Annotated in this window: 27 protein-coding genes; 14 read left to right on the top strand and 13 right to left on the bottom strand. The window is 65.3% G+C overall.

Annotation, left to right across the window (positions count from 1 at the left end; translation table 11 throughout):
- Positions 1-10 precede the first annotated feature (10 nt).
- From hslO to queE, 3 genes are all read left to right on the top strand, one after another.
- A complete protein-coding gene (hslO, locus tag AC3D24_RS17440; RefSeq protein WP_489032381.1) occupies positions 11-898 on the top strand; it encodes an Hsp33 family molecular chaperone HslO in 888 nt (295 codons plus the stop codon).
- Positions 899-1,209: 311 nt separating this feature from the next.
- Positions 1,210-1,914, top strand: coding sequence for a 7-cyano-7-deazaguanine synthase QueC (gene queC / locus AC3D24_RS17445; RefSeq protein ID WP_489032382.1), 705 nt, complete (start codon positions 1,210-1,212; stop codon positions 1,912-1,914).
- A gap of 2 nt (positions 1,915-1,916) precedes the next feature.
- Positions 1,917-2,549: a 7-carboxy-7-deazaguanine synthase gene (gene queE / locus AC3D24_RS17450; RefSeq protein WP_489032383.1), complete on the top strand. Its 633-nt coding sequence runs from the start codon at positions 1,917-1,919 to the stop codon at positions 2,547-2,549.
- A 170-nt stretch (positions 2,550-2,719) separates the two neighbouring features.
- Here queE and AC3D24_RS17455 read toward each other — a convergent pair whose 3' ends face one another.
- The 3 genes from AC3D24_RS17455 to lipB form a co-directional block, all read right to left on the bottom strand.
- Positions 2,720-3,427 carry a hypothetical protein gene (locus tag AC3D24_RS17455; protein ID WP_489032384.1) on the bottom strand — a complete coding sequence of 236 codons (708 nt, stop codon included), beginning with the start codon at positions 3,425-3,427 and terminating at the stop codon, positions 2,720-2,722.
- Between the two features lie 284 nt (positions 3,428-3,711).
- Positions 3,712-3,978 (bottom strand): hypothetical protein, encoded by a 267-nt coding sequence (locus AC3D24_RS17460; RefSeq protein WP_055881015.1) that lies wholly within the window; start codon positions 3,976-3,978, stop codon positions 3,712-3,714.
- 103 nt (positions 3,979-4,081) lie between these two features.
- Positions 4,082-4,774 (bottom strand): lipoyl(octanoyl) transferase LipB, encoded by a 693-nt coding sequence (gene lipB, locus AC3D24_RS17465; protein ID WP_489032385.1) that lies wholly within the window; start codon positions 4,772-4,774, stop codon positions 4,082-4,084.
- A gap of 74 nt (positions 4,775-4,848) precedes the next feature.
- On the opposite strand from lipB, the gene AC3D24_RS17470 reads away from it, so the two are divergent.
- Both AC3D24_RS17470 and AC3D24_RS17475 read left to right on the top strand, forming a co-directional pair.
- Complete coding sequence (locus tag AC3D24_RS17470; RefSeq protein ID WP_489032386.1) at positions 4,849-5,667, top strand: hypothetical protein; 819 nt, start codon at positions 4,849-4,851, stop codon at positions 5,665-5,667.
- Positions 5,664-6,404, top strand: a complete 741-nt coding sequence (locus tag AC3D24_RS17475; RefSeq protein WP_489032387.1) for a hypothetical protein — start codon at positions 5,664-5,666, stop codon at positions 6,402-6,404. Before AC3D24_RS17470 ends, AC3D24_RS17475 begins: the two co-directional genes overlap by 4 nt.
- 247 nt (positions 6,405-6,651) lie before the next feature.
- Here the strand turns inward: AC3D24_RS17475 and AC3D24_RS17480 are convergent, their stop codons facing one another.
- From AC3D24_RS17480 to AC3D24_RS17490, 3 genes are all read right to left on the bottom strand, one after another.
- The gene (locus AC3D24_RS17480) at positions 6,652-7,245 is read right to left on the bottom strand and encodes a GNAT family N-acetyltransferase (protein WP_489032388.1); all 594 of its coding nucleotides are present in this window, start codon (positions 7,243-7,245) and stop codon (positions 6,652-6,654) included.
- A 1-nt stretch (position 7,246) separates the two neighbouring features.
- Positions 7,247-8,089, bottom strand: a complete 843-nt coding sequence (gene hemF / locus AC3D24_RS17485) for an oxygen-dependent coproporphyrinogen oxidase (protein WP_489032389.1) — start codon at positions 8,087-8,089, stop codon at positions 7,247-7,249.
- Positions 8,090-8,263: 174 nt separating this feature from the next.
- Positions 8,264-8,713: a tRNA (cytidine(34)-2'-O)-methyltransferase gene (locus tag AC3D24_RS17490; RefSeq protein ID WP_489032390.1), complete on the bottom strand. Its 450-nt coding sequence runs from the start codon at positions 8,711-8,713 to the stop codon at positions 8,264-8,266.
- Positions 8,714-8,906: 193 nt separating this feature from the next.
- On the opposite strand from AC3D24_RS17490, the gene petA reads away from it, so the two are divergent.
- From petA to AC3D24_RS17515, 5 genes are all read left to right on the top strand, one after another.
- Positions 8,907-9,473, top strand: a complete 567-nt coding sequence (gene petA / locus AC3D24_RS17495; RefSeq protein ID WP_056489394.1) for a ubiquinol-cytochrome c reductase iron-sulfur subunit — start codon at positions 8,907-8,909, stop codon at positions 9,471-9,473.
- Positions 9,474-9,483: 10 nt separating this feature from the next.
- Positions 9,484-10,803 carry a cytochrome b gene (locus AC3D24_RS17500; RefSeq protein ID WP_489032391.1) on the top strand — a complete coding sequence of 440 codons (1,320 nt, stop codon included), beginning with the start codon at positions 9,484-9,486 and terminating at the stop codon, positions 10,801-10,803.
- A 21-nt stretch (positions 10,804-10,824) separates the two neighbouring features.
- Positions 10,825-11,667 carry a cytochrome c1 gene (locus tag AC3D24_RS17505; protein ID WP_489032392.1) on the top strand — a complete coding sequence of 281 codons (843 nt, stop codon included), beginning with the start codon at positions 10,825-10,827 and terminating at the stop codon, positions 11,665-11,667.
- A 147-nt stretch (positions 11,668-11,814) separates the two neighbouring features.
- On the top strand, positions 11,815-12,363 hold the full coding sequence (locus AC3D24_RS17510; RefSeq protein ID WP_489032393.1) for an adenine phosphoribosyltransferase: 549 nt from the start codon (positions 11,815-11,817) through the stop codon (positions 12,361-12,363).
- A gap of 363 nt (positions 12,364-12,726) precedes the next feature.
- Positions 12,727-13,461 carry a hypothetical protein gene (locus AC3D24_RS17515; protein ID WP_489032394.1) on the top strand — a complete coding sequence of 245 codons (735 nt, stop codon included), beginning with the start codon at positions 12,727-12,729 and terminating at the stop codon, positions 13,459-13,461.
- Between the two features lie 283 nt (positions 13,462-13,744).
- On the opposite strand, the gene AC3D24_RS17520 is transcribed toward AC3D24_RS17515, so the two are convergent.
- From AC3D24_RS17520 to AC3D24_RS17535, 4 genes are all read right to left on the bottom strand, one after another.
- A complete protein-coding gene (locus AC3D24_RS17520) occupies positions 13,745-14,206 on the bottom strand; it encodes a MaoC family dehydratase (RefSeq protein ID WP_489032395.1) in 462 nt (153 codons plus the stop codon).
- A gap of 11 nt (positions 14,207-14,217) precedes the next feature.
- Positions 14,218-15,519 (bottom strand): alkaline phosphatase family protein, encoded by a 1,302-nt coding sequence (locus tag AC3D24_RS17525; RefSeq protein ID WP_489032396.1) that lies wholly within the window; start codon positions 15,517-15,519, stop codon positions 14,218-14,220.
- Between the two features lie 239 nt (positions 15,520-15,758).
- Positions 15,759-17,396 carry a hypothetical protein gene (locus tag AC3D24_RS17530; RefSeq protein WP_489032397.1) on the bottom strand — a complete coding sequence of 546 codons (1,638 nt, stop codon included), beginning with the start codon at positions 17,394-17,396 and terminating at the stop codon, positions 15,759-15,761.
- Between the two features lie 49 nt (positions 17,397-17,445).
- The gene (locus AC3D24_RS17535; protein ID WP_489032398.1) at positions 17,446-17,787 is read right to left on the bottom strand and encodes a hypothetical protein; all 342 of its coding nucleotides are present in this window, start codon (positions 17,785-17,787) and stop codon (positions 17,446-17,448) included.
- Positions 17,788-18,009: 222 nt separating this feature from the next.
- Between AC3D24_RS17535 and AC3D24_RS17540 the strand changes: the two genes are divergently transcribed.
- From AC3D24_RS17540 to AC3D24_RS17550, 3 genes are all read left to right on the top strand, one after another.
- Positions 18,010-18,150: a hypothetical protein gene (locus AC3D24_RS17540; protein WP_489032399.1), complete on the top strand. Its 141-nt coding sequence runs from the start codon at positions 18,010-18,012 to the stop codon at positions 18,148-18,150.
- Between the two features lie 40 nt (positions 18,151-18,190).
- A complete protein-coding gene (locus AC3D24_RS17545; RefSeq protein ID WP_132897730.1) occupies positions 18,191-18,577 on the top strand; it encodes a hypothetical protein in 387 nt (128 codons plus the stop codon).
- 96 nt (positions 18,578-18,673) lie between these two features.
- The gene (locus tag AC3D24_RS17550) at positions 18,674-19,075 is read left to right on the top strand and encodes an excalibur calcium-binding domain-containing protein (protein WP_489032400.1); all 402 of its coding nucleotides are present in this window, start codon (positions 18,674-18,676) and stop codon (positions 19,073-19,075) included.
- A gap of 18 nt (positions 19,076-19,093) precedes the next feature.
- On the opposite strand, the gene ychF is transcribed toward AC3D24_RS17550, so the two are convergent.
- The gene (gene ychF / locus AC3D24_RS17555) at positions 19,094-20,191 is read right to left on the bottom strand and encodes a redox-regulated ATPase YchF (RefSeq protein WP_056047251.1); all 1,098 of its coding nucleotides are present in this window, start codon (positions 20,189-20,191) and stop codon (positions 19,094-19,096) included.
- 329 nt (positions 20,192-20,520) lie between these two features.
- Between ychF and AC3D24_RS17560 the strand changes: the two genes are divergently transcribed.
- On the top strand, positions 20,521-21,585 hold the full coding sequence (locus AC3D24_RS17560) for an NAD(P)-dependent alcohol dehydrogenase (protein WP_489032401.1): 1,065 nt from the start codon (positions 20,521-20,523) through the stop codon (positions 21,583-21,585).
- Positions 21,586-21,891: 306 nt separating this feature from the next.
- Here AC3D24_RS17560 and AC3D24_RS17565 read toward each other — a convergent pair whose 3' ends face one another.
- Both AC3D24_RS17565 and pth read right to left on the bottom strand, forming a co-directional pair.
- The gene (locus tag AC3D24_RS17565) at positions 21,892-22,497 is read right to left on the bottom strand and encodes a TIGR02466 family protein (RefSeq protein ID WP_489032402.1); all 606 of its coding nucleotides are present in this window, start codon (positions 22,495-22,497) and stop codon (positions 21,892-21,894) included.
- A complete protein-coding gene (gene pth / locus AC3D24_RS17570) occupies positions 22,494-23,063 on the bottom strand; it encodes an aminoacyl-tRNA hydrolase (protein WP_120301056.1) in 570 nt (189 codons plus the stop codon). Before pth ends, AC3D24_RS17565 begins: the two co-directional genes overlap by 4 nt.
- Between the last annotated feature and the right edge of the window lie 125 nt (positions 23,064-23,188).

Below are 23,188 nucleotides of genomic sequence, written 5' to 3' on the forward strand. Positions count from 1 at the left end.
CGACCCCAACATGACCGATCTCGACCGCGCGCTGGCTTTCGCAATCCCCGCGCGGAGTGCCCGCGGCCGGATCGTCCGGCTTGGCACCGCGCTCGACGAAGTGCTCCGCGCACACGCCTATCCCCCCGCGATCGAGAAACTGCTCGCCGAGGCGCTGACGCTTGCCGCGCTGATCGGTTCGACGCTCAAGGACGCCAGCGGACAGCTGACGATGCAGACGCGCACCGACAACGGCGTCGTCCAGCTGCTCGTCTGCGATTACCGTGGTGGCGAAGTGCGCGGCTATATCGAATACGACGCGGACAAGCTCGCCGAAGCGCCGGCCGAGCCATCGTTGTTCGCGCTGTTCGGCGCCGGCTATCTCGCGATCACCTTTGACATGGCCAGCAGCAACGAGCGCTATCAGGGCATCGTCCCGCTCGACGGCGATACGCTGTCGGAGGCAGCGCAGAGCTATTTCACGCAGTCCGAGCAGATCCCGACGATGGTGCGCACCGGCATGGCGAAGGGACCCGACGGTCGCTGTGTGTCCGGCGGGCTGTTCCTCCAGCATCTGCCAGAGGGCGAGGACGGGCGTGAGCGGCTGCATACCAAGCTCGACCATCCGGAATGGGAGCATGTCGCGACGCTCGGCTCGACGATAAGCGTGGACGAACTGACCGACGCGACGCTGCCGCTGGAGACCTTGGTGTGGCGGCTGTTCAACGAGGAGGAGGACGTTCGCATCCTCGCCGACATCCCGATCTCGCGCGGGTGCCGCTGTGACCCCGAGTATATCAAGGGCGTGATCTCGAAATTCCCGATCGAGGAACGGCGCTCGATGGCCGACGAAACCGGGTTCATCGTCGTCGACTGCGCGTTCTGCGCGAAGAAATTCCCGGTCCCGGTGGAGGGTTGATACCCTCTTCCCTCAGGGGAGAGGGAGGGGGCCGCGGCGCAGTCCTGGGAGGGTGAGGGGCATGAGGCTCGGGACATTCGTCCCAACTACCCCTCACCCTTCCGCAGCCAAGCGGGTGCTCCTTCCCTCTCCCCGCAGGGGCGGGGGAAGGAGGTGTTAACGCGATCTTTACCTCCCCCCACTACCCCTGATCACGTGCTTTTATTCGGCACGTTTTTTCTCCCTTGTGGCGCTTCGTGCGCCAACCTCAGGGCCGCTCGACTGGGCGGCCCTTTCTTTTTGTCCGCCGCTGGCCTAGCGGACTCCGCATCATGACATCTCCTGCTCCTTATGCGGTCGCCCTTTTGTCGGGCGGCCTCGACTCGATGGTATCCGCGGCCATGGCGCGCGAAGCCGGCCAGCGCCTGCTCGTGCTATCGTTCGACTATAATCAACGTCATCGCGTCGAACTCGCCGCGGCACGGCGCATCGCCGACGCGCTGGGTGCCGAGCGCCACATCGTCCTGCCGATGGACCTCTCCGCGTTCGGCGGTTCGGCGCTGACCGCCGACATCGACGTACCGAAGGACGGCGTAGGCACTGAAGACGGCGGCGGCATCCCCGTCACCTACGTCCCCGCGCGCAACACCATTTTCCTCAGCTTGGCACTCGGCTGGGCCGAAGCTGCGGGCGCGCGCGACATCTATATCGGCGTCAACGCGCTCGATTATTCGGGCTATCCCGATTGCCGCCCCGAGTTCATCGCCGCGTTCGAAAGCCTCGCCGAACTCGCCACCAAGGCCGGCGTCGAGGGTGATCCGTTCCGCATCCAGGCGCCGCTCCAGCACATGACCAAGGCGGATATCGTCCGCGAAGGCACGCGCCTGGGACTCGACCTGGGCTTGAGCTGGTCATGCTACGATCCGGCACCGGGCTCGCTGCATTGCGGCGAGTGTGACAGCTGCCGCCTCCGCGCGAAGGGCTTCGACGAAGCCGGTATTGCCGATCCGACGCGTTACGCCGTGAAGCCGATCTAACCATGAGCTACGCGGTCAAGGAGATGTTCCTGACGCTGCAGGGCGAGGGCGTGAATGCCGGCCGCCGCGCGGTGTTCGTGCGCTTCGCAGGGTGCAACCTGTGGTCGGGGCGCGAACAGGATCGCGCGACCGCCATTTGCAAGTTCTGCGATACCGAGTTCGTCGGCACCGATGGTCTCGGCGGCGGCAAGTTCGCCGATGCGCAAGGACTGGCGGCGGCGGTTGCGGGGTTCTGGGGTGAGGGCGCGCGCGACCGGTTCGTCGTCCTGACCGGTGGCGAGCCGATGCTCCAGATCGACGACGCGATCGTCGATGCGCTGCACGCCGAGGGCTTCCGGATCGCGATGGAGAGCAATGGGACGATTCGGGCACATCCCGGCATCGACTGGGTCTGCATCAGTCCCAAGGCGGGCAGCATCGTCGTCCAGCGTACCGGCGACGAACTGAAGCTGGTCTGGCCGCAGCCCGGCACAGACATCGACGACGTCGAAACGTGGGATTTCGCGAACCTGCTGCTCCAGCCGCTCGACGATCCTCAAGCGGACGCTAACCGCGAGGCGTGCGTGGAGATGGTGATGCAACGACCGCAGTGGCGGTTGTCGTTGCAGACGCACAAGCTGCTGGGTCTGCGCTGAAAATTCGAACGGCGCTACGTACGGTGCGTCATGTCTTTCCGTCCGTCATCCCAGCGAAGGCTGGGATATCCCCGTGTGACTGTCGTCGTCCGTTCCGCGGGATACCCCAGCTTTCGCTGGGGTGACGGCGCAAGAGTGAGGGTAAAAGTCGTCGGGTTAAGGGATAGGCGTTACCGCCCGGCCATCCCGACTCCAACCGGCGGCCAGTTCTGCGCGCCGCACTTCTTGGCGACCCATTCGCCCTTCTTGTCCCAGCAGATCGCATCGAGGCGGACGATCGGCGCGGTCCGGTCGCGGCCGATATAGCGGGGAAAGCGCTGTTCGCCCCACGGGATCAGGCTGTTGCGCAGTTCGCGCGAGCGGGCCAGCGCGACTTCGGCGAAATGCCCGCGCGGTGCAAACACCGCGTCGCGGCCGATCGACCCGGCGGTCTGGCAAAAGCCGTATTGCGCGGCGACCGTGGCGAAGCTGGAATAGGTGCGTGTGCCGAACTGGTCGAGCGCGGTCTGTCCGGCCTTGGGGCCCGCTGCCTTGTTCACGCGCAGGAAGTATTTCGTCAGCGTGTCGAACGACCCCTTCAGTTCCTCGCCGTGGTCGGCCAGGATCGCGTTGTAGTTCGGCACGGTCAACAGGGTCGGCTCGAACTGGCATTGCAGCGCAGCCACGTTCAGCGCGGCGCGCATGTGCCACACCAGCGCCGCACGCATTTCTGCCGACGTCGCGCCCGGTAGAGCCTGGCCGAGGTCCGCTTCCTCACCCGTCACTGCCGCACCCGAAAAATCGCGCGACTGCAAAAAGAACTGCGCCGACGCGGTCTGCGCCACAGCCAGCCCGCTCGACGCCACGCAAAGCGCGAGCGCGGTACGCAACACCTTCATTCCAACCTCCCCAGGGGCATTCCAAGCTGTCGAATCTAAAGCGTTTCGCGGAAACTCCCAAGCGATTTTAACCTTTTCCCGCGAGCGGTGGACCGGGAGACGCGACCAGCCGCGGAACTCTATTCGCCGCATCCGAAACGATCACATATGAGAAGCGAAGTTTCGGGTGGGCCTTCATCGCTCCTCCGCGAAACGAAAAGGGCCGCCCGGTTGCCCGGGCGGCCCTTCACACCGTGTAATTCCAGTTGGAAACTGCCCGCCGAAACGGGCAATCCCCACGGAGATTACATTGCGTTGTTGGTCATCATGGTGTCGTTCGACATCATCGTGTCGTTCGCCATCATGGTGTCGTTGGCCATCATGCCACCGTTCGACGCGCCGTCGACTGCGGTCATGTTGTCGGTCATGGTGTCCATGCCTTCAGTGGCGTTCATGTCGGTGACCATCGTGTTGTCGGTCGTCGTCTCGGTCTTGGGACCGCAAGCCGAAACGGCGAGTGCTGCGCTGGCGATCAGCGAACCGGTCAGGACCTTGGAAATGAGTGCACGCATGTGGAAGCTCCCTAGATAGAGGATTTGGCTGGCTGCTCGCCCTTAATACCCAAATCGTAGTGGACATTAATCCGATAACGCTTTGCCCTCAAGCCTCGTTTTCTCAAGGACAAGAAACTGTTTCAAGGAAAGCATCGGCCGTCAACGCCAGGGCGGCATCGAAAGTTGCAAGGTCGGCGGAAATGCCGAGCGATTGCAGGCTGGTAACGCCGTATTCGGGCAGGCCGCAGGGCACGATACCACCGAAGTGCGACAGGTCGGGGTCGACGTTGACCGAGAAGCCGTGGAGCGTCACCCAGCGTTTCACGCGGACCCCGATCGCACCGATCTTCGCCTCTCTCCCCCGATCGAGCGTCCAGATACCAACACGGCCATCGACCGCGAACGCCTCGACGCCCAGTTCGCCAAGCGCGGCGCTCACCCAGGATTCGAGTGCGTGGACGTAGCAACGCACGTCACGCCCGCGCTTGGTGAGGTCAAGCACGACATAGCCGATCCGCTGGCCCGGCCCGTGATAGGTGTATTTCCCCCCGCGACCGGTCGCGATCACCGGAAAGCGCGCGTCGATCAGGTCGCCCGGCTCGGCGCTGGTGCCCGCGGTATAGACCGGCGGATGTTCGAGCATCCACAGCAGTTCGCGCGCCTCGCCCGCGCCGACCGCGACCGCCCGCGCCTCCATCTCCGCCAGTGCGTTCGCATAGGGGGTGAGGCCGGCGCTCGTACGCCATTCGATATCGGAGGGGAGGGGGTTCGTCACGGATCCCAATTGCGCACGTGCCGCCACAGTTGCAACCATGTGGTCAAGCGCGGGGGCATCGGCTAACCCCCGCGACACGCGATATCGCCGACAAAAGCTGGGGAGCCGAGCGCATGGTGAAGATGGGAACGGTCTGGGATCGCACGGTCGAAGTGCTCAACGGGCGCACCGGCATGATCGCGCCGATCGCGGTGCTCGGCATGCTGCTGCCCAGCATCGTCCGAGACGGCTTCGTCGCGTTCTCGACACCGGGGACGCCGAGCTTCGCGCTGATCGGCGGTCTGCTGACCCTCGTCGCGCTCGTCGCGATGATCTGGGCACAGCTCGCCATCGTCGCAATCGCCACCGATCCGGCGACCGACGCGGCGTCCGCGCGCAGCCAGGCGCGCGCGCGTCTGCTGCCGGCGGTCGGGATTACCCTCGTGTTGTCGATCGTCGCACTCGTGGTCGCGTTGCCGCCGATCGTCGCACTGGCCTATGCCGGTTTCGATTTCACCGCAGCGGCGAGCGGACGGCCCGTCGCCACGCCAGGCGTCGGCAATGCCGCGATGTTCAGCGCACTCTATTTTCTCGCCTATCTGCTGCTGGCGATCTGGCTCGGCGCTCGGCTCGTGCTGCTCAACCCGGTGATCGTCGACGAACGCCGCGGCCTCGGCGCGCTGCGCAGGTCGATCCAGCTGACAAAGGGGCTGACATGGCGGATCATCAGCGTGTTGATCCTGTTCGTGATTGTCACGCTGATCTCGACCTGGGCCGCGCAGTCCGTGACCGGGATTATCTTCCGTCTGGCACTCGGCGCCGACGGCATAACCACCGCGACTTTCCTCGCCGGCATTGCCGGCACGGTCGTCACCACCGCCTTCACCGCGCTCGCCGCGGTCTTCACCGCGCAGCTCTATGTCGCCGTCAGAGAGAAATCCGTCACCCCATGAAGCTCGATTTCGCGACCGTCCTCACCGACGCCTGGACACTGTTCAAGCGCGACCGCGACCTGCTGCTGCGGATCGCCGCGCCGTTCCTGTTCCTGCCCGCGTTCGCGCTCGCTTTGGTCGTTCCCGATCCGCCAATGCCGGACGCGGCGGCGGGCAACAGCGAGGCGCAGGCGTTGGTCTGGGCCGACGCGGTGCAGACCTGGGCGGCTGCGCATGGCGGCTGGTACCTGCTCGCCTATGTGGTGAGCTTCTTCGGGACGTCGCTGTTCTACGCGTTGTATCTCGATCGCGACCAGCTCGATTTACGGCAGGCCTTGACGCGCTGCCTGCGGATCTTCCCGCGCTTCCTGCTGGCGATGGTGATCGTGTCGCTGCCGGCAGGGGCGGGGCTGTTGCTGTACGCGATCCCCGGCCTCTACATCCTCGGCCGGACGATGTTGACCGGGCCTGCGCTGTTCGCCGAAGCGCCGCTCGGCGCCATGGGGGCAATCCGTCGCAGTCTCGTGCTGAGCCGCGGTTCAGGGCTGCCGCTGATGGGGCTGGCGGCGTTCAGCTACATCAGCGGCTGGATCGCCGGCGCGCCGTTCATGATGCTCGACCGTGCCTTGCGCGAAGGCGGCGAGCCCAACCCGGTGGCGCTCGCGATCGTCGATGCCGGTGCCGCGGTGGCGGCGATGGCGGCCGGTATAGCGATGGCCCTGATCGCGATCTCCGCCTACCGCCGCTTGGCGAGGTAGGGCGGGCCTGAGGGGCCGCCAATGTCTGCGGGGAAGGCACGCACAAATTGCTCCCTCTCCCCTGCGGGGAGAGGGTTGGGGTGAGGGGTTGGGGCAGTTGCCGGCGTTTCCGCCTGGGGCTGCCCCTCACCCCGCCCCCTCCCCAGAGGGGAGAGGGAGTTTCGGTTGCGACCTTCCTGGACGCCGGACTTCTCGGCTTCGTGGCGCGGCTGCTGCCTCCCTCATCGTGCGGAAACACGTCTCAGATCTACCCCCGCTTCCCTAGATATGGAATCTGCGGCGCCGTCTCCGCCGGCAACACCCCCGAAGCCCGAGGATCCGGAAACGTCTCGATCGTCCGCTTCACCGCCACGAACCCCTGCGCCCGATAAAACCCCAGCGCGCTCGGATGATCCAGCGTGCAGGTATGCAGCCAAACCCGCTCCACCCCCTTGGCCCAGGCCCGCGCGCAAGCCTCCGCCATCAACCACCGCCCATGACCTTGCCCCGCCAGCTCCGGGATCAGCCCAAAATACGAAATCTCGCACGCCCCCGCCGTGCGGAAATCGAGTTCGAGCATCCCGACCTCGATCCCTGCAGGATCGAGCACCGCATACACCGCGATCCCCGGATCATGCACGATCGCCGCCAGCGCCTCGTCCGCCATCACCAGCCGCGAGAACCAGAGCCACGGGCTTCCTACCCGCCGGAACAGCGCGCGGTATTTCTCCAGCGCCGGCCGCTCCCACCGCACCAGCCGCAACCGCGATCCCGGGCTCGGCCGCAGCGGTGGCCGCTTGCGCATCTCCAGCGTCGTGACGATCGTCGCGAGCGTGTCGTCGGCGACCGGGATCAACGCCATATCAGGACCACGTAGCGCGCGGCGGCAGGCTCATCAGGATCGCGTCGATATTGCCGCCGGTCTTCAGCCCGAACAACGTCCCGCGATCATAGACGAGATTGAATTCGGCATAGCGCCCGCGCCATTCGAGCATCCGCGCCTCATCGGCCGCATCGAACGGCATATCCATCCGCCGCCGCACGATCCGCGGATAGGCGTCCAGAAACGCCTCGCCGACATCGCGCGTGAAGGCGAAGTTGGTCTCGAAATCGCCATCTAGGTGATCGAAGAAGATCCCGCCGACGCCGCGGCCGACCTTCCGGTGCGGGATATAGAAATAGGTCTCGGCCCATTCCTTGAACCGGGGATAGTGCGCCGGATCATGCGCGTCGCACGCCGCCTTCATCGTCGCGTGAAAGTCGGCGGTGTCCTCCTCGATCGGCAGAGGCGGGTTGAGATCGCCGCCGCCGCCGAACCAGCGCTTGGTGGTGTTAAGGAACCGGCAGTTCATGTGCACCGCGGGCACGTGCGGATTGGCCATGTGCGCCACCAGGCTGATCCCGGTCGCGAAGAACCGCGGGTCGTCGCCCGCACCGTGGATCGACTTGGCGAACTCGCCCTCGAACGTCCCGCCCACGGTCGAGACGTTGACGCCGACCTTTTCGAACACGCGGCCCTTCATGACCCCCATCACTCCACCGCCGCCCGGCTCGCCCGACGGATCGATCCGGTTCCACGGCGTGTAGTCGAACGAAGCGTCGGAGCCGGCCTCGCGCTCGATTGCCTCGAACTCGGCGCAGATGCGGTCGCGCAGGGATTCAAACCAGTGGCGGGCGGCGGCTTGCTGGGGGTCGAGGTCGATCATGATACCGCCCCTACCAAATCCTCCCCGGAACGGGGAGGGGGACCGTTCGGCTACTTGGCCGAAGGGTGGAGGGGGAGTTCCGCGAGCGGTACGGTTGTGATGACGAAGCGGGACGTTCGCGGTGAACCCCCTCCACCATGCTTCGCACGGTCCCCCTCCCCGTGCCGGGGAGGATTAGCTCGGCCAGCCACCCGTCTGCCGCAAAGCCTCCGCCGCCACGATCCCGGTCGCCACGGAGATATTCATCGACCGCAACCCAGGCCGCATCGGGATCAGCACGCGCACATCGGCGCGCCCGTGGACCTCCTCCGGCACGCCAGCCCCCTCGCTCCCCATCAGCAAAACGTCATCCTCGCGAAACTCGGCAACATCCAGCCTCACCGCCCCCTTCGTCGTCAGCAGCACGATCCGCCCGCGAACCTGCGCCAGGAACGCGTCCCAATCGACATGCCGCACCACGTCGACTGCGCCGACATAGTCCATCCCCGAGCGCGCCACGGCCTTGTCGCTCCAGGTAAATCCCATCGGTTCGATCAGGTCGACTCCGATCCCCATGCACGCGGCGGTGCGCAGAATCGCGCCGACGTTTCCGGCGATATCGGGCTGGTAGAGGGCAATACGCATGGCCGATCCTGTAGCGAGGTGGTAACCCAAAGCAAAATGCAGTTGGCAAACCCGCACCCCGCCGTCTATCAAAGGTCAGCCTCCGTGGGGACGGTCGGGCAGGGTGGACGTACGGTTCGTCGAAGCCGGAAACCCCGCCAGGCCACGAAAAAAATAACGTGCAAGGGCGAGATGAATGGCGACAGTCGACGACATGGTTCCTCCCGGCGAATCGCCAGAGCCGTTTCACGAAGAGGCCCATGACCCTCGCCGCCGTGATTTCATCAATATCGCCGCCGTCTCGTTCGCCGGCGTCGGCGCGGTCGCGATCGTCCTGCCGCTGATCAACCAGATGAACCCCTCGGCCGACGTGCTCGCGCAGTCGACCACCGAGATCGACCTGTCGAAGATCCTCCCCGGCCAGGCGATCAAGACGTCGTTCCGCAAACAGCCACTGTTCGTCCGCAACCTGACGCCGAAGGAAATCTCGGAAGCCGACGCGGTCGATATCTCGACCTTGCGCGATCCGCAGACGCTCGAACAGCGTACCAAGGCGGGCAAGAAGAACTGGCTGATCACGCTGGGCGTCTGCACGCATCTCGGCTGCGTCCCGCTTGGCGCGGGCGAGGGTGAGAACAAGGGCCCGTTCGGCGGCTATTTCTGCCCATGCCACGGTTCGGCCTACGACACCGCCGCACGCATTCGCAAAGGCCCCGCTCCGTCGAACCTCCACGTTCCGGACTACGCCTTCAATTCCGACACCGTCGTCACGGTAGGCTGAGGAAAACGACATGAGCTTTCCCTGGGCCAAGCAATACGAACCGAAGCTGCCGCTGACGCGGTGGCTGGATGAGCGGCTTCCCGTTCCCCGGCTCGTCTACAATTCACTCGGCGGCGGCTATCCCGTCCCGCGCAACCTCAATTACTTCTGGAACTTCGGCGTGCTCGCCGGCGCCGCGCTGGCGATTCAGATCGTCACCGGCATCGTCCTGGCGATGCACTACGCCGCCAACGGCGCGGTCGCGTTCGACTCGGTCGAGAGCATCATGCGCGACGTCAACGCGGGCTGGTTCCTGCGCTACGCCCACGCGAACGGCGCCTCGATGTTCTTCATCGTCGTCTACACGCACATCTTCCGCGGGCTCTATTACGGCTCGTACAAGGCGCCGCGCGAGATGGTGTGGCTGCTTGGCGTGGTCATCTTCCTGCTGATGATGGCGACCGCGTTCATGGGCTACGTGCTTCCCTGGGGGCAGATGAGCTTCTGGGGCGCGCAGGTCATCACCGGGTTCTTCTCGGCGATCCCGCTGGTTGGCGATACCATCCGCATCTGGCTGCTCGGCGGATTCGCGCCGGACAACGCCGCGCTCAACCGCTTCTTCTCGCTGCATTACCTGCTGCCGTTCGTCATCGCGGGCGTCATCATCCTGCACATCTGGGCGCTGCATATCCCAGGCTCGAACAACCCGACCGGCGTCGACGTGAAGGGCGAGCAGGACACCGTCCCGTTCCACCCCTATTACACCGCGAAGGACGGCTTCGGGCTCGGCATCTTCATGCTGGTGTTCGCCGGCCTGCTGTTCTTCTTCCCGAACTATCTCGGCCACCCGGACAACTACATCCCGGCGAACCCGCTTTCGACGCCCGCGCACATCGTCCCCGAATGGTATTTCTGGCCGTTCTACGCGATCCTGCGCGCCTTCACCGCGGACTTCATCCTGCCGGCCAAGCTCTGGGGCGTGCTGGCGATGTTCGGCTCGATCCTGCTGCTGTTCTTCCTGCCCTGGCTGGACAGCTCGCCGGTCCGCTCGATGAACTACCGTCCCAAGGCGCGGATCGCGTTCTGGGTGCTGGTCGCGGACATTTTCGTGCTCGGCTATTGCGGTGGCGCGCCGGCGAACGCGTTCTACGTGATCCTCAGCCAAATCTGCGCGGCGTATTATTTCGCGCATTTCCTGATCATCCTGCCGATCATCTCGCGCTCCGAGCGTCCGCGGCCGCTGCCCAACTCGATCACCGAGGCGGTGCTGAACAAGCACGGCGGCACCAGCCCTGCGAAGACCGCGCTGTCCACGGCGTCCGCGCCCTCCGCGCCGCACGCCGCGCACTGATACGAACTAGAGGACACACACATGGTTCGTCTCATCGCCTCCATCGTCGGCGCGGCCTTCGTGCTGGTGCTCGGCATCGCGCTCTTCGGCAGCGTGGCGGGAGTCATCACCGACCCCGTCGCGCCGACCGCGGAAAGCGTCGCGCACAAGCACCCCAAGGAACTCGAGCTCGCCTCCAACGGCGTGTTCGGCAAGTTCGACCGTCGCCAACTCCAGCGCGGGTTCCAGGTCTACAAGGAAGTCTGCTCGGCCTGCCACTCGCTGCGGCTGGTGTCGTTCCGCGACCTGACCAAGATCGGCTATACCGACCCCGAGGTTAAGGCGATCGCCAACCAGTGGGTGATCGAGCAGCCGTCGATCAATCCGGAAACCGGCGAGCCGGCAACGCGCAAGAACATCCCGTCGGATCGCTTCCCATCGCCGTTCGCGAACGAGATCGCCGCGCGCGCCGCGAACAACAACGCGCTGCCGCCCGATCTCTCGCTGATAACCAAGGCACGCGAGGAAGGCACCGCGTACGTTCACTCGCTGCTGACCGGCTACACGACACAGCCGGCCGCGCTGCTGAAGGAATTCCCGGACATCAAGACGCCGACGGGTCTCCACTACAACCCGTATTTCGCGAACCTCAACATCGCGATGCCGCCACCACTGACGTCTGACGGCCAAGTCACGTATGCAGACGGCACCAAGCCGACGATCGAGCAGATGTCGACCGACGTCTCCGCGTTCCTGACCTGGACCGCCGAGCCCAACCTCGAGGCGCGCCATGCCGCCGGGTTCGCGTCGATCATCTTCATCCTGATCTTCTGCGGCCTCGCCTGGGGCGCGTACCAGAACGTCTGGCGCGACGTTAAGCATTGATGACGGCCCGGCTCCCGCGGTAAGGGCGCACGGATAAAGGGAGCGGCGGACGGGCAGGGTGCCTTGTCCGCCGCTTTCGTTTCGGCCGTCGCGCAGTGTCGCGCACCGGCGCATCCGCCGCCTCCGGGCGGAGAGAAGGGAGCTTCCATGCTCGATACCGAAGAGCGCAATGCCGACCTCAAGGCGCTGATCCGTACCATCCCGGACTTCCCCAAGCCCGGCATCCAGTTTCGCGACATCACGACGCTGCTGCTCGACCCGCAAGGTTGGGCGACCGCGATCGAACGCATGGTCGAAGCGGTATCGGGTCCCGTCGATCTCGTCGCCGGTATCGAAGCCCGCGGCTTCCTGTTCGCCGCCGCCTTGGCCGCACCGCTCAAGGCCGGCGTTCTCCTGATCCGCAAGGACGGCAAGCTACCCGGCGCAACGATCGCGGAGGATTACGCGCTGGAATACGGCACCGACCGCATCGCGATCCACGCCGACGCCTTCGCCCCCGGCGCGCGCGTCCTGCTGGTCGACGACCTGATCGCCACCGGCGGCACCGCCCGCGCCGCCGTCCGCCTGCTCCACAAGGCGGGGGCGATCGTTACACAGGCGCAGTTCCTGGTCGATCTTCCTGCACTCGGCGGCGCAGACGCGCTACGCTCGGACGGCATCGAAGCTTCCGCACTGATCCACTTTCCCGGCCACTGACGTGCGCTTGCCGACGCACGCTACCTAATGCAGGTCACCTGATAATGGTCATGCGTACCCCAATACGTCACCACCCCGGCGTAGGCCGGGGCCCAATTGGGAAACGTTGCTAACGGATGGCTGCGCGCCGTTACCTCTTTCATCGCTATTGAACCCCGGCCTTCGCCGGGGAGGTAGTGAGGTAGCGGTTTGCTTCATGACTTGATCGCTGCGAATGCGATGCCGGGTTAGGTTAAGCACACGCGCACCCCCGCCAACCCCAAACCCCGTCAGACCCCATTCATGGAACCTGCGACATACGGAGTCCGTTGTGCGACGAATGGCGGCGCGTTGTGTCCGCCCTCCGCGTACGGGAGAATTTCCATGTTTATGAAACGCTTCGGCATTATCGGCTTGGCCCTGGGCCTCGGACTAGGCGTCGCAGGCTGCACCGATGGCTACGGCTATGGCGGCGCCGGCGTCGGTTATGCCAGCGACCCGTATTACGGTGGCGGCTACGGCGACGGCTATTATGGAGCGGGCTATGGCGGTTACGGCGGCGCCTATGACGGGTTCGCCGGCTACGGGGGCCTGAACTCCTATTACGGCTGGGCTGGCGATTATTATTATCCCGGCTCGGGCGTCTATGTCTACGATCGCTATCGCCGCCCGCACCGTTGGAATGGCGACCAGCAGCGTTATTGGCAGGGGCGCCAGCAGTACCGCGGCAACCGTAACGACGGCGGTCGCGGCAATTGGGGCGGCTTCGGCAACCGCGGCAATGGCGGCAGAGACGGTGGTTGGCGCGGTAATCGCCCCGGCTATCAGGGCAACCCTGGCACGCCCGGTCAAGGCCAGTTCGGCAACGGCCGCCCCGGCCGTGGCGACGATCGCGGCCGTGGTCCAGGTCGCGGCCAGTTCGGTCAACCCGGCCAGCCTACGCAGCCCGGTCAAGTCACCAACCCACAGCAGCCACAAGCGCAAGGTGGCTTCCGCGGTAACCGTGGCGACGGCGCGTTTCGAGGCAATCGCGGCGGTGGCCAGCGTTTCGGCGGTGGACGGCAAGGCGGCGGTCGTCAGGGCGGTGGCAACCGCGGCGGCGGTCGTCCGGCGCAATAAGTAGAGCAGGTTAGGTTCACGCGAAGGCGCGAAGCCTGTCCTGAGCTTCGCAGAAGGGGCGCGAAGAGAAGGATTAGTTTTTCACGCGGAGACGCGGAGAGTAGTTTTAGAGCGGCATTGTCCGCTCACAGCGACGGCAAAGCTCACGACGAAGCTCTGCCATACTAAAATCTCTCCGCGCCTCCGCGTCTCCGCGTGAACAAATCTTCTCTTAGCGCCTTCGCGTCAAAAACCACTCCGTCAGGCAAAAAACCGGACATCGTGAGGGGCAATAGACCGCCCATTAGCCGGTCGGCGTCTCTGCAGGGCGCGTCGCCACCAGTCCATTAGACACGAACGTCATCACCATTACGTCGTCCTGATTGAACACCCGCATCCGGCTCTTGAAGATCCCCATCTCTGGCCGGCTCGCCGACACGCGCTTCTCCAGGATCTCGGTCTCGCAGCGCAGAGTGTCCCCCGGATACACCGGCTTCACCCATTTCAGCTCGTCGATCCCCGGCGACCCCAGCCCAGCCTGCCGGTTCTCCTTCAGGTTCGCGACCACCATCGACATCACCATCGCGCACGTATGCCAGCCGCTCGCCGACAACCGTCCGAAATGCGTCTGCGCGGCCGCCTCGTCGGACAGGTGGAATGGCTGCGGATCGTATTTCGCGGCGAAGTCCATCACCTCCTCGCGCGTGACCGCGTAGGAACCGAACGCCGCGGTCCGACCGACCTCGATATCCTCGAAATACTGCACAACCTCTCCTCTTATCGTTGCAGCACCTTCTGGAAGGGTGCGTCGGTGCCGTCCAGTCCCGCTTCGGCCGGCAACCCGATCAGATCGCGTAGCAAAGGCTCGATCGCAACATTGTCGAAGCTCGCAATCGTCTTGCCGCGCGCAAACGCTGGCCCGTTGGCGATGAACAGCGCGCGCATCTCCGCCGCCATGTTGTCATACCCGTGGGAACCGCCGCTCGACGCCTTGGTCGGCGCGCTCGGATCGACCCGCCAGCCGACATCGGCGAGACACAGATAGCTCGGCACCCGCGGGTTGCGCCCATAATGGAACCGCGCCGGGATTTCGCCTTTCCGCCAGCATTGCAGATGATCGTGCTTCGTCAGCAACCGCGCCTCCAGCGCCGCCTCGTGTCCCGGCACCGCGAACAGGGTCGCGTACGGCCCCATCTCGACGGTACGATAGTCGGCCTTGTCCGCGATCGCATCGAGCGCGACGACTCGCGTGCTGCTTGTCGCGGCCATGCCGTGGTCGGCGACGATCACCAGGTTTGCCGGCTGCCCCAGCGCGGCGAGCCCCTCGGCCAGCATGCCGATGCTCGTATCGACGTCCGCCACCGCCTGCGTCACGCCCGCGCTGTCGGGCCCGCCGGCATGCCCTGCGCTGTCGACCGTATCGAAATACAGCGTCACCAGCCTGGGCCGGATCGCCGCCGGTCGCCGCATCCAGTCGAGCACCGCATTGACCCGCTGCGTGCCGGACACCTGCTGGTTGAACTGCTGCCAGTCCTCCGGCCGGGTGCCTCCGTCGATCGCTCCGTGGCTGTCGGGCTTCGCCGTGCCGCCGACCGCGACGTTGGCGCCCGGCCAGAACATCGTCGCGGTCCTGATCCCGGCCTTTTCCGCATCCACCCAGATCGGCGAGCTTTCGCTCCACCAGAACGGATCGTCGGTCGCCATCGTGAAGGTCTCGCCCGGCCGTGCGGGATCCTCCATCCGGTTGCCGACGATCCCGCTGCGATCGGGGCGCAGGCCCGTCACCAGCGTCCAGTGATTGGGGAAGGTGATGCTCGGAAACGACGGCCGCATGCTCGCGAAAACGCCGCCTACGCGCAGCCGGTTGAGGTTGGGCGTCACGCCACGATCGAGATAATCGGGGCGGAAGCCGTCGATCGACACCAGGATCGTGACCGGCGCGCGCGTTTTGCCCGGCATCGCAGCTGCAGCGGTCGATGCGGGAGCCGGCACCGTAATCGGCGCAAGAGCGGGCGGCGTGTACGGATACGCACACCCGGCGAGCGTCAGCCCTAGAGATGCGAGCACAGTCGTCTTCATCATAACCGTTCGTCCCGAGCAGGTGCCGACTTCGCGCGGTCCTTACTCGGCACGACCGGGGAGGGAAACCCGTTCGCGTTGTGGACCTGGCCCGCCCAATGGGAAGCACCACCCCGGCGAAGGCCGGAGCCCAGTTGGGGGACATCGCGGATACGCGTTGCGCGTCGTCACTCCGACCTACCCAACTGGACCCCGGCCTCCGCCGGGGGGGTATCATCTCCCCTCAGTTGGCTACCGACCTACAACCCCACTGCCAGCTTGCTGAACAGCGTCCAGCTCACCGGCGTCTTCCCATACGCCGCCTCCAGCGCAGCCGGCTTCGCATACGCCGCGACGGTCCCGCCAAGCGCCAACCCAAGCGGCCCGACGATCGGCAGCCGATACGCATACCCGACCTCCGCCTCCGTCACGCGGAACTTGGTATCGTGCAGCGGATCTGCTTCATCCGGAAAAAGCTCGTCATTCGCGACGTTTTCCAGCCTGCCGAACACCGCATGCCGAGCCGACAGCTCGTACGTCGCCTCCGCCAGGAACGCGCTCAGCTTCTCCCCCGGCACCCGGTCCTTGAGACTATACGCAAATGTCGTCGCCAGCCCGCCCCGCGCATATTGCACGCTCGCGGTCGAGCGGTTCTCGTCCTCGCCCGGATGCTGCGCCTCGGGCTCCTTCAACCGCCCATGGCTCACCTGCACCGCCCAGAACGGCGACGGCGTCCACGTCCCGCGCACGCTCCACGAATCGAGCCGCGGCGTCTCGATATTCCAGCGATGCTCGTCCGGCTCGCGCCCCTTGAACGCCGACGCCTCCAGCTGGAACGCCGGCGTCGCATACCCCGCCGTCACCACGCCGTAGGTGATGTGCGTCGAATCGAACCAGTGATGCGTGATCGGCGACATCGGCTGATACCGCGCCGACCCGCGGTGCATGAACGCGCTCGGCCCCAGTGCCGGCTCACCAACCGGCCCGCCATACAGGAACAGCGTGTCGCCGTTCCCGAGCCGGTAATCGATCTTCGCGGCAAGCTCCATGAACAGGTCGTGCGGATGCTGGCGATCGACCAGCGGCCGATCGTTCGCCAGTTCCCCGGTCGCGAACAGATTGGTGTAGCCGCGCGCGCCCATCAGCGGCTCGAGACTGTTCATCGTCCGCAACTGGATATGAAACCGGTCGCCCAGATCGCGATCCGCCATCAGCATCGCCATCGACTGCACGAACGCCTCGCTCTTCCCGCGCGGTCCTCCTTGGTCGGTCGCGACGCCCCACGCATAGCCATGCGCCATCAGCATCCACTCGCCGACCTGGGTCATGTACCCGCGCATCGGCCCCTCGGCCGCTGGCAGCCGCGACGTCCCGCTACCCTGGCTGTAGAACCCGGCCGACGTCCCCATCGCCATCCCCGCCATCGCCGAACCCGCGGGCATCTTGGCCACCGCCGCATCGGACGCCGCACGATAGGCGGGGTCCACGATCATCGCGCGCGCCATCGCGCCGTGGTCCATCGCCGTTCCCGGCATCGCCGAGTGATCCATCTGCGCATGATCCATCCCCGGCATGGCGTCCTGCATCGCAGAAGGTGCGGCCGGAGTCGGCGGCGCGACCGGAGCAGGGTGACCCGTCGCCGAATGGTCCATCGTCGAGTGATCGACCGTACCGCCAGACTGCGATGGTTGAGCCGCCGGGGCAGCCGAACGCTTCGCCACGGGCCGCGACTTCGCCTTCTTCGCGGTCTTCTTGGGAGCCGCATCCGGCATCGTCATGCCCGGCATGACCATGGAACGTTGCGCAACCGCGCCAACCGGCAACACCGCCGCCACCACACCGCCCGCAAGCAGCGTTGCCCTCACGGCACCAGCCGCGAGAAACCTCGATCGAGTCATAAGTATATCCTTGGAAAGCCTGAAATCGGGGCGCACCAGCACCCGACGATCAAGCCTTCCGCGGCGGCCGCAAAGCCGGCGCGACGCCCGCCCCAAGATCCAGCACCGCCGCCCGCTCGGTCACCATCTCGGGTTCCCGCAACGCCACGCCGAGCACCCGAGCTGTATTCCAGTTCGAAGGCGGCACGCACCCGATACACCCATGCAGCGGCGTAGCCTTCCGATCGGGCGCCTCGTGGTCTGGCACAGCCTCCTGCGTCCCGCTCATCGCCGCCATATCCATCACGACGGCAGACCCCCGCGAAGCAGACGCATCATGACACGCCGCCGGCGCCACCGCAGGAAACGCAAACGCAGCAAGGAGCAAAGCCAGGATCAGGCGCGCAAGCATGCCCCGGTCTACCCTTCCGCACGGCCCGTCACAACCACGCATTCTCCCCGCGACCCCGGCAAAGCCCTCGCACCGCTAACGCGCAGCCTTGCCCGAAAACCGCGAAAGGTTCAGCCTCGACCCATGAAGACCCCAACGCACCCCGAACGAACCAAAACCTTGAGCGTCCCCGCCGCCAAAGTCTCGATCAGGATCGGCAAGCGCACGACCCTGGACGCTTCAATGACCACCGCCGGTCTGCTGTCGGTCGGCGCTCTCGTATCCAGCATCCTCCTGTCCAGCGCAGTCATAGTCGCCGCGGCAGGTCGCAAGGCCGCAGGACGGCCACTGGCATTGCCTGATCATACCAAGACCGACCGCTAACGCCCAATAGCGGACATCCCCACATCTGGTATGAGGGCCTATGGCAACTCGCAAATGGGTATCGATCGCGCTGGTGCTTGGCATCGTAGCTGCGTGGATCATCATTCTCTCGACTGACGAACCACGATTATCTGCGACCAGTGCAGATGGGACTTATTACAATCCCTGCTGTGGCGTTTTGACCCTGCAAGGTGGTGAATTGCGGGGCGGGAACGAAGCTGTCTCCTATGTTGTCGAACAGGATAAGGGCGGCGCTTACGTCCTGCCAAAAGCTCTTGTAAGTGTCGCCAGCAACCGGCTCGATATCGATCGAAGTGCATATCCGCTCAAGCTGCGACTTGATCGGGAGCGCGATCCGTCCAGCATTGAGGTGATGGACCGAAGCAACGCACCGTCCTATATTTTCGCACGCCGCAACGTCCGCTAACCTTCCCATAGCAGACATCGCGTTGTTGCCGTCTCGCCCTTGGGGCAGCAGCCGCCGATAAATATTCGTCAACCAGTACGCCCGTATAGTGGCGTCATGGAGCGTTCCTTTATCGCGGTCACGGCGATCGCCTCGACATTGATGTTCGCGGGTGTCTGGAAAGCCACGGAGCCGACGTCGACTGCGGCCCCGGTTATCGTCGATACCGAGGCGGGGCTCGATCCGGCCGTGGCTCCACCGCGGGTCCTACGGCAACACGTGGTCGCGCCTTCCCGACAAGCCGCGGAAGCCGAGCCCTACAACGTCGCTCGGACGGCATATGGGTCATCGACCCTAGCCCGCCGTTCAACCAACGCCGGATCGGAAAGCTCTGTCTTCTACAGCGGGTGCCGCGAAGTACGCGCGGCGGGGGCGGCACCGCTCCACCGCGGCCAGCCGGGCTACCGCGAAGGCATGGACGGCGACGACGATGGGATAGCCTGCGAAAACTATCGCTGACCCACCGCCGCCGACCCCTCAGCTATGCAGGAAGTGCATCACGTCGCCGTCGTGGACGACGTACGCCTTGCCTTCCGCGCGCAGCTTGCCCGCCTCGCGCGCCTTCGACTCGCCACCCAGCGCGATGAAGTCGTCGAACGCGATCGTCTCGGCGCGGATGAAGCCCTTTTCGAAATCGCCGTGGATCTCGCCCGCCGCCTGCGGTGCGGTCGCGCCCTCGTGGACGGTCCAGGCGCGCGCTTCCTTCGGGCCGACCGTGAAGAACGTCAGCAGATGGAGCAGCTTGTACCCGGCGGTGATGACGCGCGCGAGGCCGGTCTCTTCCAGCCCCAGCTCGCCGAGAAACTCGCCGCGATCCTCGGCGGGCATCGTCGCGATTTCCGCCTCGATCGCCGCAGAGACGACGACCGCCTCGGCGCCCTCGGCCTTCGCCTTCTCGAACACCCGCGCCGACAGCGCATTGCCGTTCGCCGCATCGCCCTCGTCGACGTTGCAAACGTACAGCACGGGCTTGGCCGTCAGCAGTTGCGCCTGCGCGAACACGCGCGCCTCGTCCTCGTCCTTCGGCACGGTCAACCGCGCGGGCTTGCCTTCGCGGAGCAATTCCAGCGCCTGGCCCAGCACGGCGGCACCGATCTTGGCTTCCTTGTCGCCCTGCATGCCCTTCTTGGCGAGGTTCGGCACGCGCTTCTCGAGGCTTTCGAGGTCGCTCAGCATCAGCTCGGTATCGACCGTCTCGGCGTCCGCGATCGGATCGACCTTGTTGTCGACATGCGTCACGTCGCCGTCCTCGAAGCAGCGCAGCACATGGACGATCGCGTCGACCTCGCGGATGTTGCCGAGGAACTGGTTGCCGAGCCCTTCGCCCTTCGACGCACCGCGCACGAGGCCGGCGATGTCGACGAAGCCGAGCTGGGTCTCGATGATCTTCTGCGATCCGGCGATCTTCGCCAGCGCGTCGAGCCTTTTGTCGGGCACGCCGACGTTACCGACGTTCGGCTCGATCGTGCAGAACGGATAGTTCGCCGCCTGCGCCGCGGCCGTCTCGGTCAGCGCGTTGAAGAGAGTGGACTTGCCGACGTTCGGCAGCCCCACGATGCCGCAGCGAAAACCCATGATATGCCTTTAGTATAAGAATGTGGTGGCGCTTTAGGCGACGCGCGGCCGGAAGGCCAGCAAGGACGCCTCTTCCTTAATCCTCCCCCGCAAGGGGGAGGTGGCAGGCACTTGCCTGACGGAGGGGGAGGCTGATGCAACCGCTGTTCCGTGTTCCTCCCCCTCCGTCGCTTCGCGCCACCTCCCCCTCGCGGGGGAGGATCAGTTAGCCTCGGCCTGATCGAACCACTCGATTGCCGCAATGCAGCAAAATTATCATACCGCTCGGTAGAGATATCGCCATTCGATGGTTATCATGAGCCTCTCCCCCAGAAATCCCCAGGAATTCCATGACCACGACCGCCCACGGCTACGCCGCGCAATCCCCCGAAACCCCGCTCGCCCCGTTCAGCTTCGAGCGCCGCGAGCCCGGCAAGACCGACGTCGCGATCGACATCGCGTTCTGCGGCGTCTGCCATTCCGATCTCCACACCGCCAAGGGCGAATGGGAAGGCACGCTCTACCCGTGCGTCCCCGGCCACGAGATCGTCGGCCACGTCACCGCGGTCGGCGACGACGTCACCAAGTTCAAGGTCGGCGACGTCGTCGGCGTCGGCTGCATGGTCGGCAGTTGCGGTCACTGCGCATCGTGCAACGACGGCGAAGAGCAATATTGCGAGACTACGGGTATGGTCGGCACCTATAACGGCCCCGATCCCGTGCTCGGCGGCCACACCTTCGGCGGCTATTCGGACAAGATCGTCGTCGACGAAGGGTTCGTGCTGAAGGTCTCGCATCCCGAAGCCGACCTCGCCGCGGTTGCGCCGCTGCTGTGCGCCGGCATCACGACCTATTCGCCGCTTAAGCACTGGAAGGTCGGCCCCGGCCAGAAGGTCGGCATCGTCGGTCTCGGCGGTCTCGGCCACATGGGCGTCAAGATCGCCAACGCGATGGGCGCCGAGGTCTACGTCTTCTCGACCTCGCCGAACAAGCGCGACGATGCCAAGCGTCTCGGCGCGAAGGACCTGATCGTGTCGAAGGACGAGGCCGCGATGGCCGAACACGCCAACAGCTTCGACTTCATCCTGAACACCGTCGCGGCGAGCCACAACCTCGACACGTTCACCGCGTTGCTGAAGCGCGACGGCACGATGACGCTGGTCGGCGTGCCGGAGCACGCGCATCCGTCGCCCTCGGTCGGCAATTTGATCTTCAAGCGCCGCGCGATCGCCGGCTCGCTGATCGGCGGCATCGCGGAGACGCAGGAAATGCTCGATTTCTGCAACGAGCACGGCCTGGTATCGGACATCGAGATGATCCGCATGGACGAGATCGAACCCTCGTATCAGCGCATGGTGAAAAGCGACGTGAAGTACCGCTTCGTCATCGACATGGCGTCGATGAAGACGGCCTGATCGGGCAGGGGGCGGTGCTGATGGAGTGCCGCCCAAAGCTCCCTCCCCTTCAGGGGAGGGTCGGGGTGGGGCAGTGCCACGAGCGCAAGCATGTGCGGCCAAGCCCCACCCCAACCCTCCCCTGAAGGGGAGGGGGTAAGAAGGTGCCGAACGCTCCCCCAAACACTACCACCCCGGCGAAGGCCGGGGCCCAAGTGGGAAGGCTAATCTGATGAAGGGCAGCCCTCCGTTAGCAACGTTTCCCAATTGGGCCCCGGCCTGCGCCGGGGTGGCACTTTGCATGCCGAGCTGTTTCAGGCGCCCCAATCACCACCGATAGTTAAAACTAATACTAATCCGCTCTCCCTTGGCAGCATTCGGCACGACCTCATGCCGCAACCAACTCTCCCAAAGAAACACACTCCCCGGCTTAGGCTCGGCATAAACGAACGTCCGAAGATCCTCCGGCGCATCCTCGAGCCGCATCGGCGCCGCCATCATCATCGGCAACCGCGGATCCTCAAGCTTCAGCGCCCCAGCCCCCTCCGGAATCGCAACATACATCGTCCCCGAAACGACGCTATGCGGATGGATATGCCCCGAGTGCGCGCCCCCAGGCTTCAGGACGTTCACCCAAAGGCTGTCGAGCTTCAACTTCCGCCCGCCAAGATCGAACGCACAATCCTTCGCGAACTGCGCGACATGCTTGTTCAGCAGCCGCACCAGATCCCCGAACCGCGGATCGCGCAACGGCAGGTCGTTGAGCGACGCATACGACGTATACCCGCGATACCCATGCGCCTTCGACCACGCGACCCCGGCGCGATCCGCCTTCGCCAGCTCGAGCGCGGCGTCCTCGAGTTCCTCGACCAGATCGTCGTCGCCGAGATCGGCCTCGTAGAACCGCGTGGCAAACAAAGAGCGGGTGGTCATGGCTGCATCCTCAACGCGACATCGTTCATGAAGCGGACGTCGTCGCCCTCCGCCAGCCACTTGGCCTCCGCCGCGACCGCGCCGAGCATGTCGGAGAGCGGCTCGATCTCGGCCTTCGCGTAATTCCCGAGCACGTATCCGGTCACGCGATCCTTGTGCCCCGGATGTCCGATCCCCAGCCGCACTCGGCGAAACTCCGGGCCCAGATGCTGGTCGGTCGAGCGTAGGCCATTATGCCCCGCGGTCCCGCCGCCGGTCTTCACCTTCACGCGGAATGGCGCGATATCGAGTTCGTCGTGGAACACCGTCAGCGCCTCGACCCCGAGCTTGTAGAAGCGCAGCGCCTCGCCGATCGCGCGGCCGCTCTCGTTCATGAACGTGGCCGGCTTCAGCAGCAGGATCCTGGTCGAGCCGATCCGCCCCTCCTGCGTCCAGCCCTGGAACTGCTTCTTGACCGCGCCGAAGCCGTGCACCTCGGCGATCGCGTCGGCGACCATGAACCCGACATTGTGCCGGTGCATCGCATATTGCGCCCCCGGATTGCCGAGTCCCGCCCAGATCTGCACGTATGATTCTCCAAAAGACCGCGTCGGCCACGTAACCGTGTTCTCCTGCGAACGCAGGAGCCCAGGGTAACGGGCGGCGGCGCTGCTTGATCCTGGACCCCCGCGTTCGCGAGGGAACAGTAAGG

The organism is Sphingomonas sp. SL1004 (assembly GCF_057815015.1).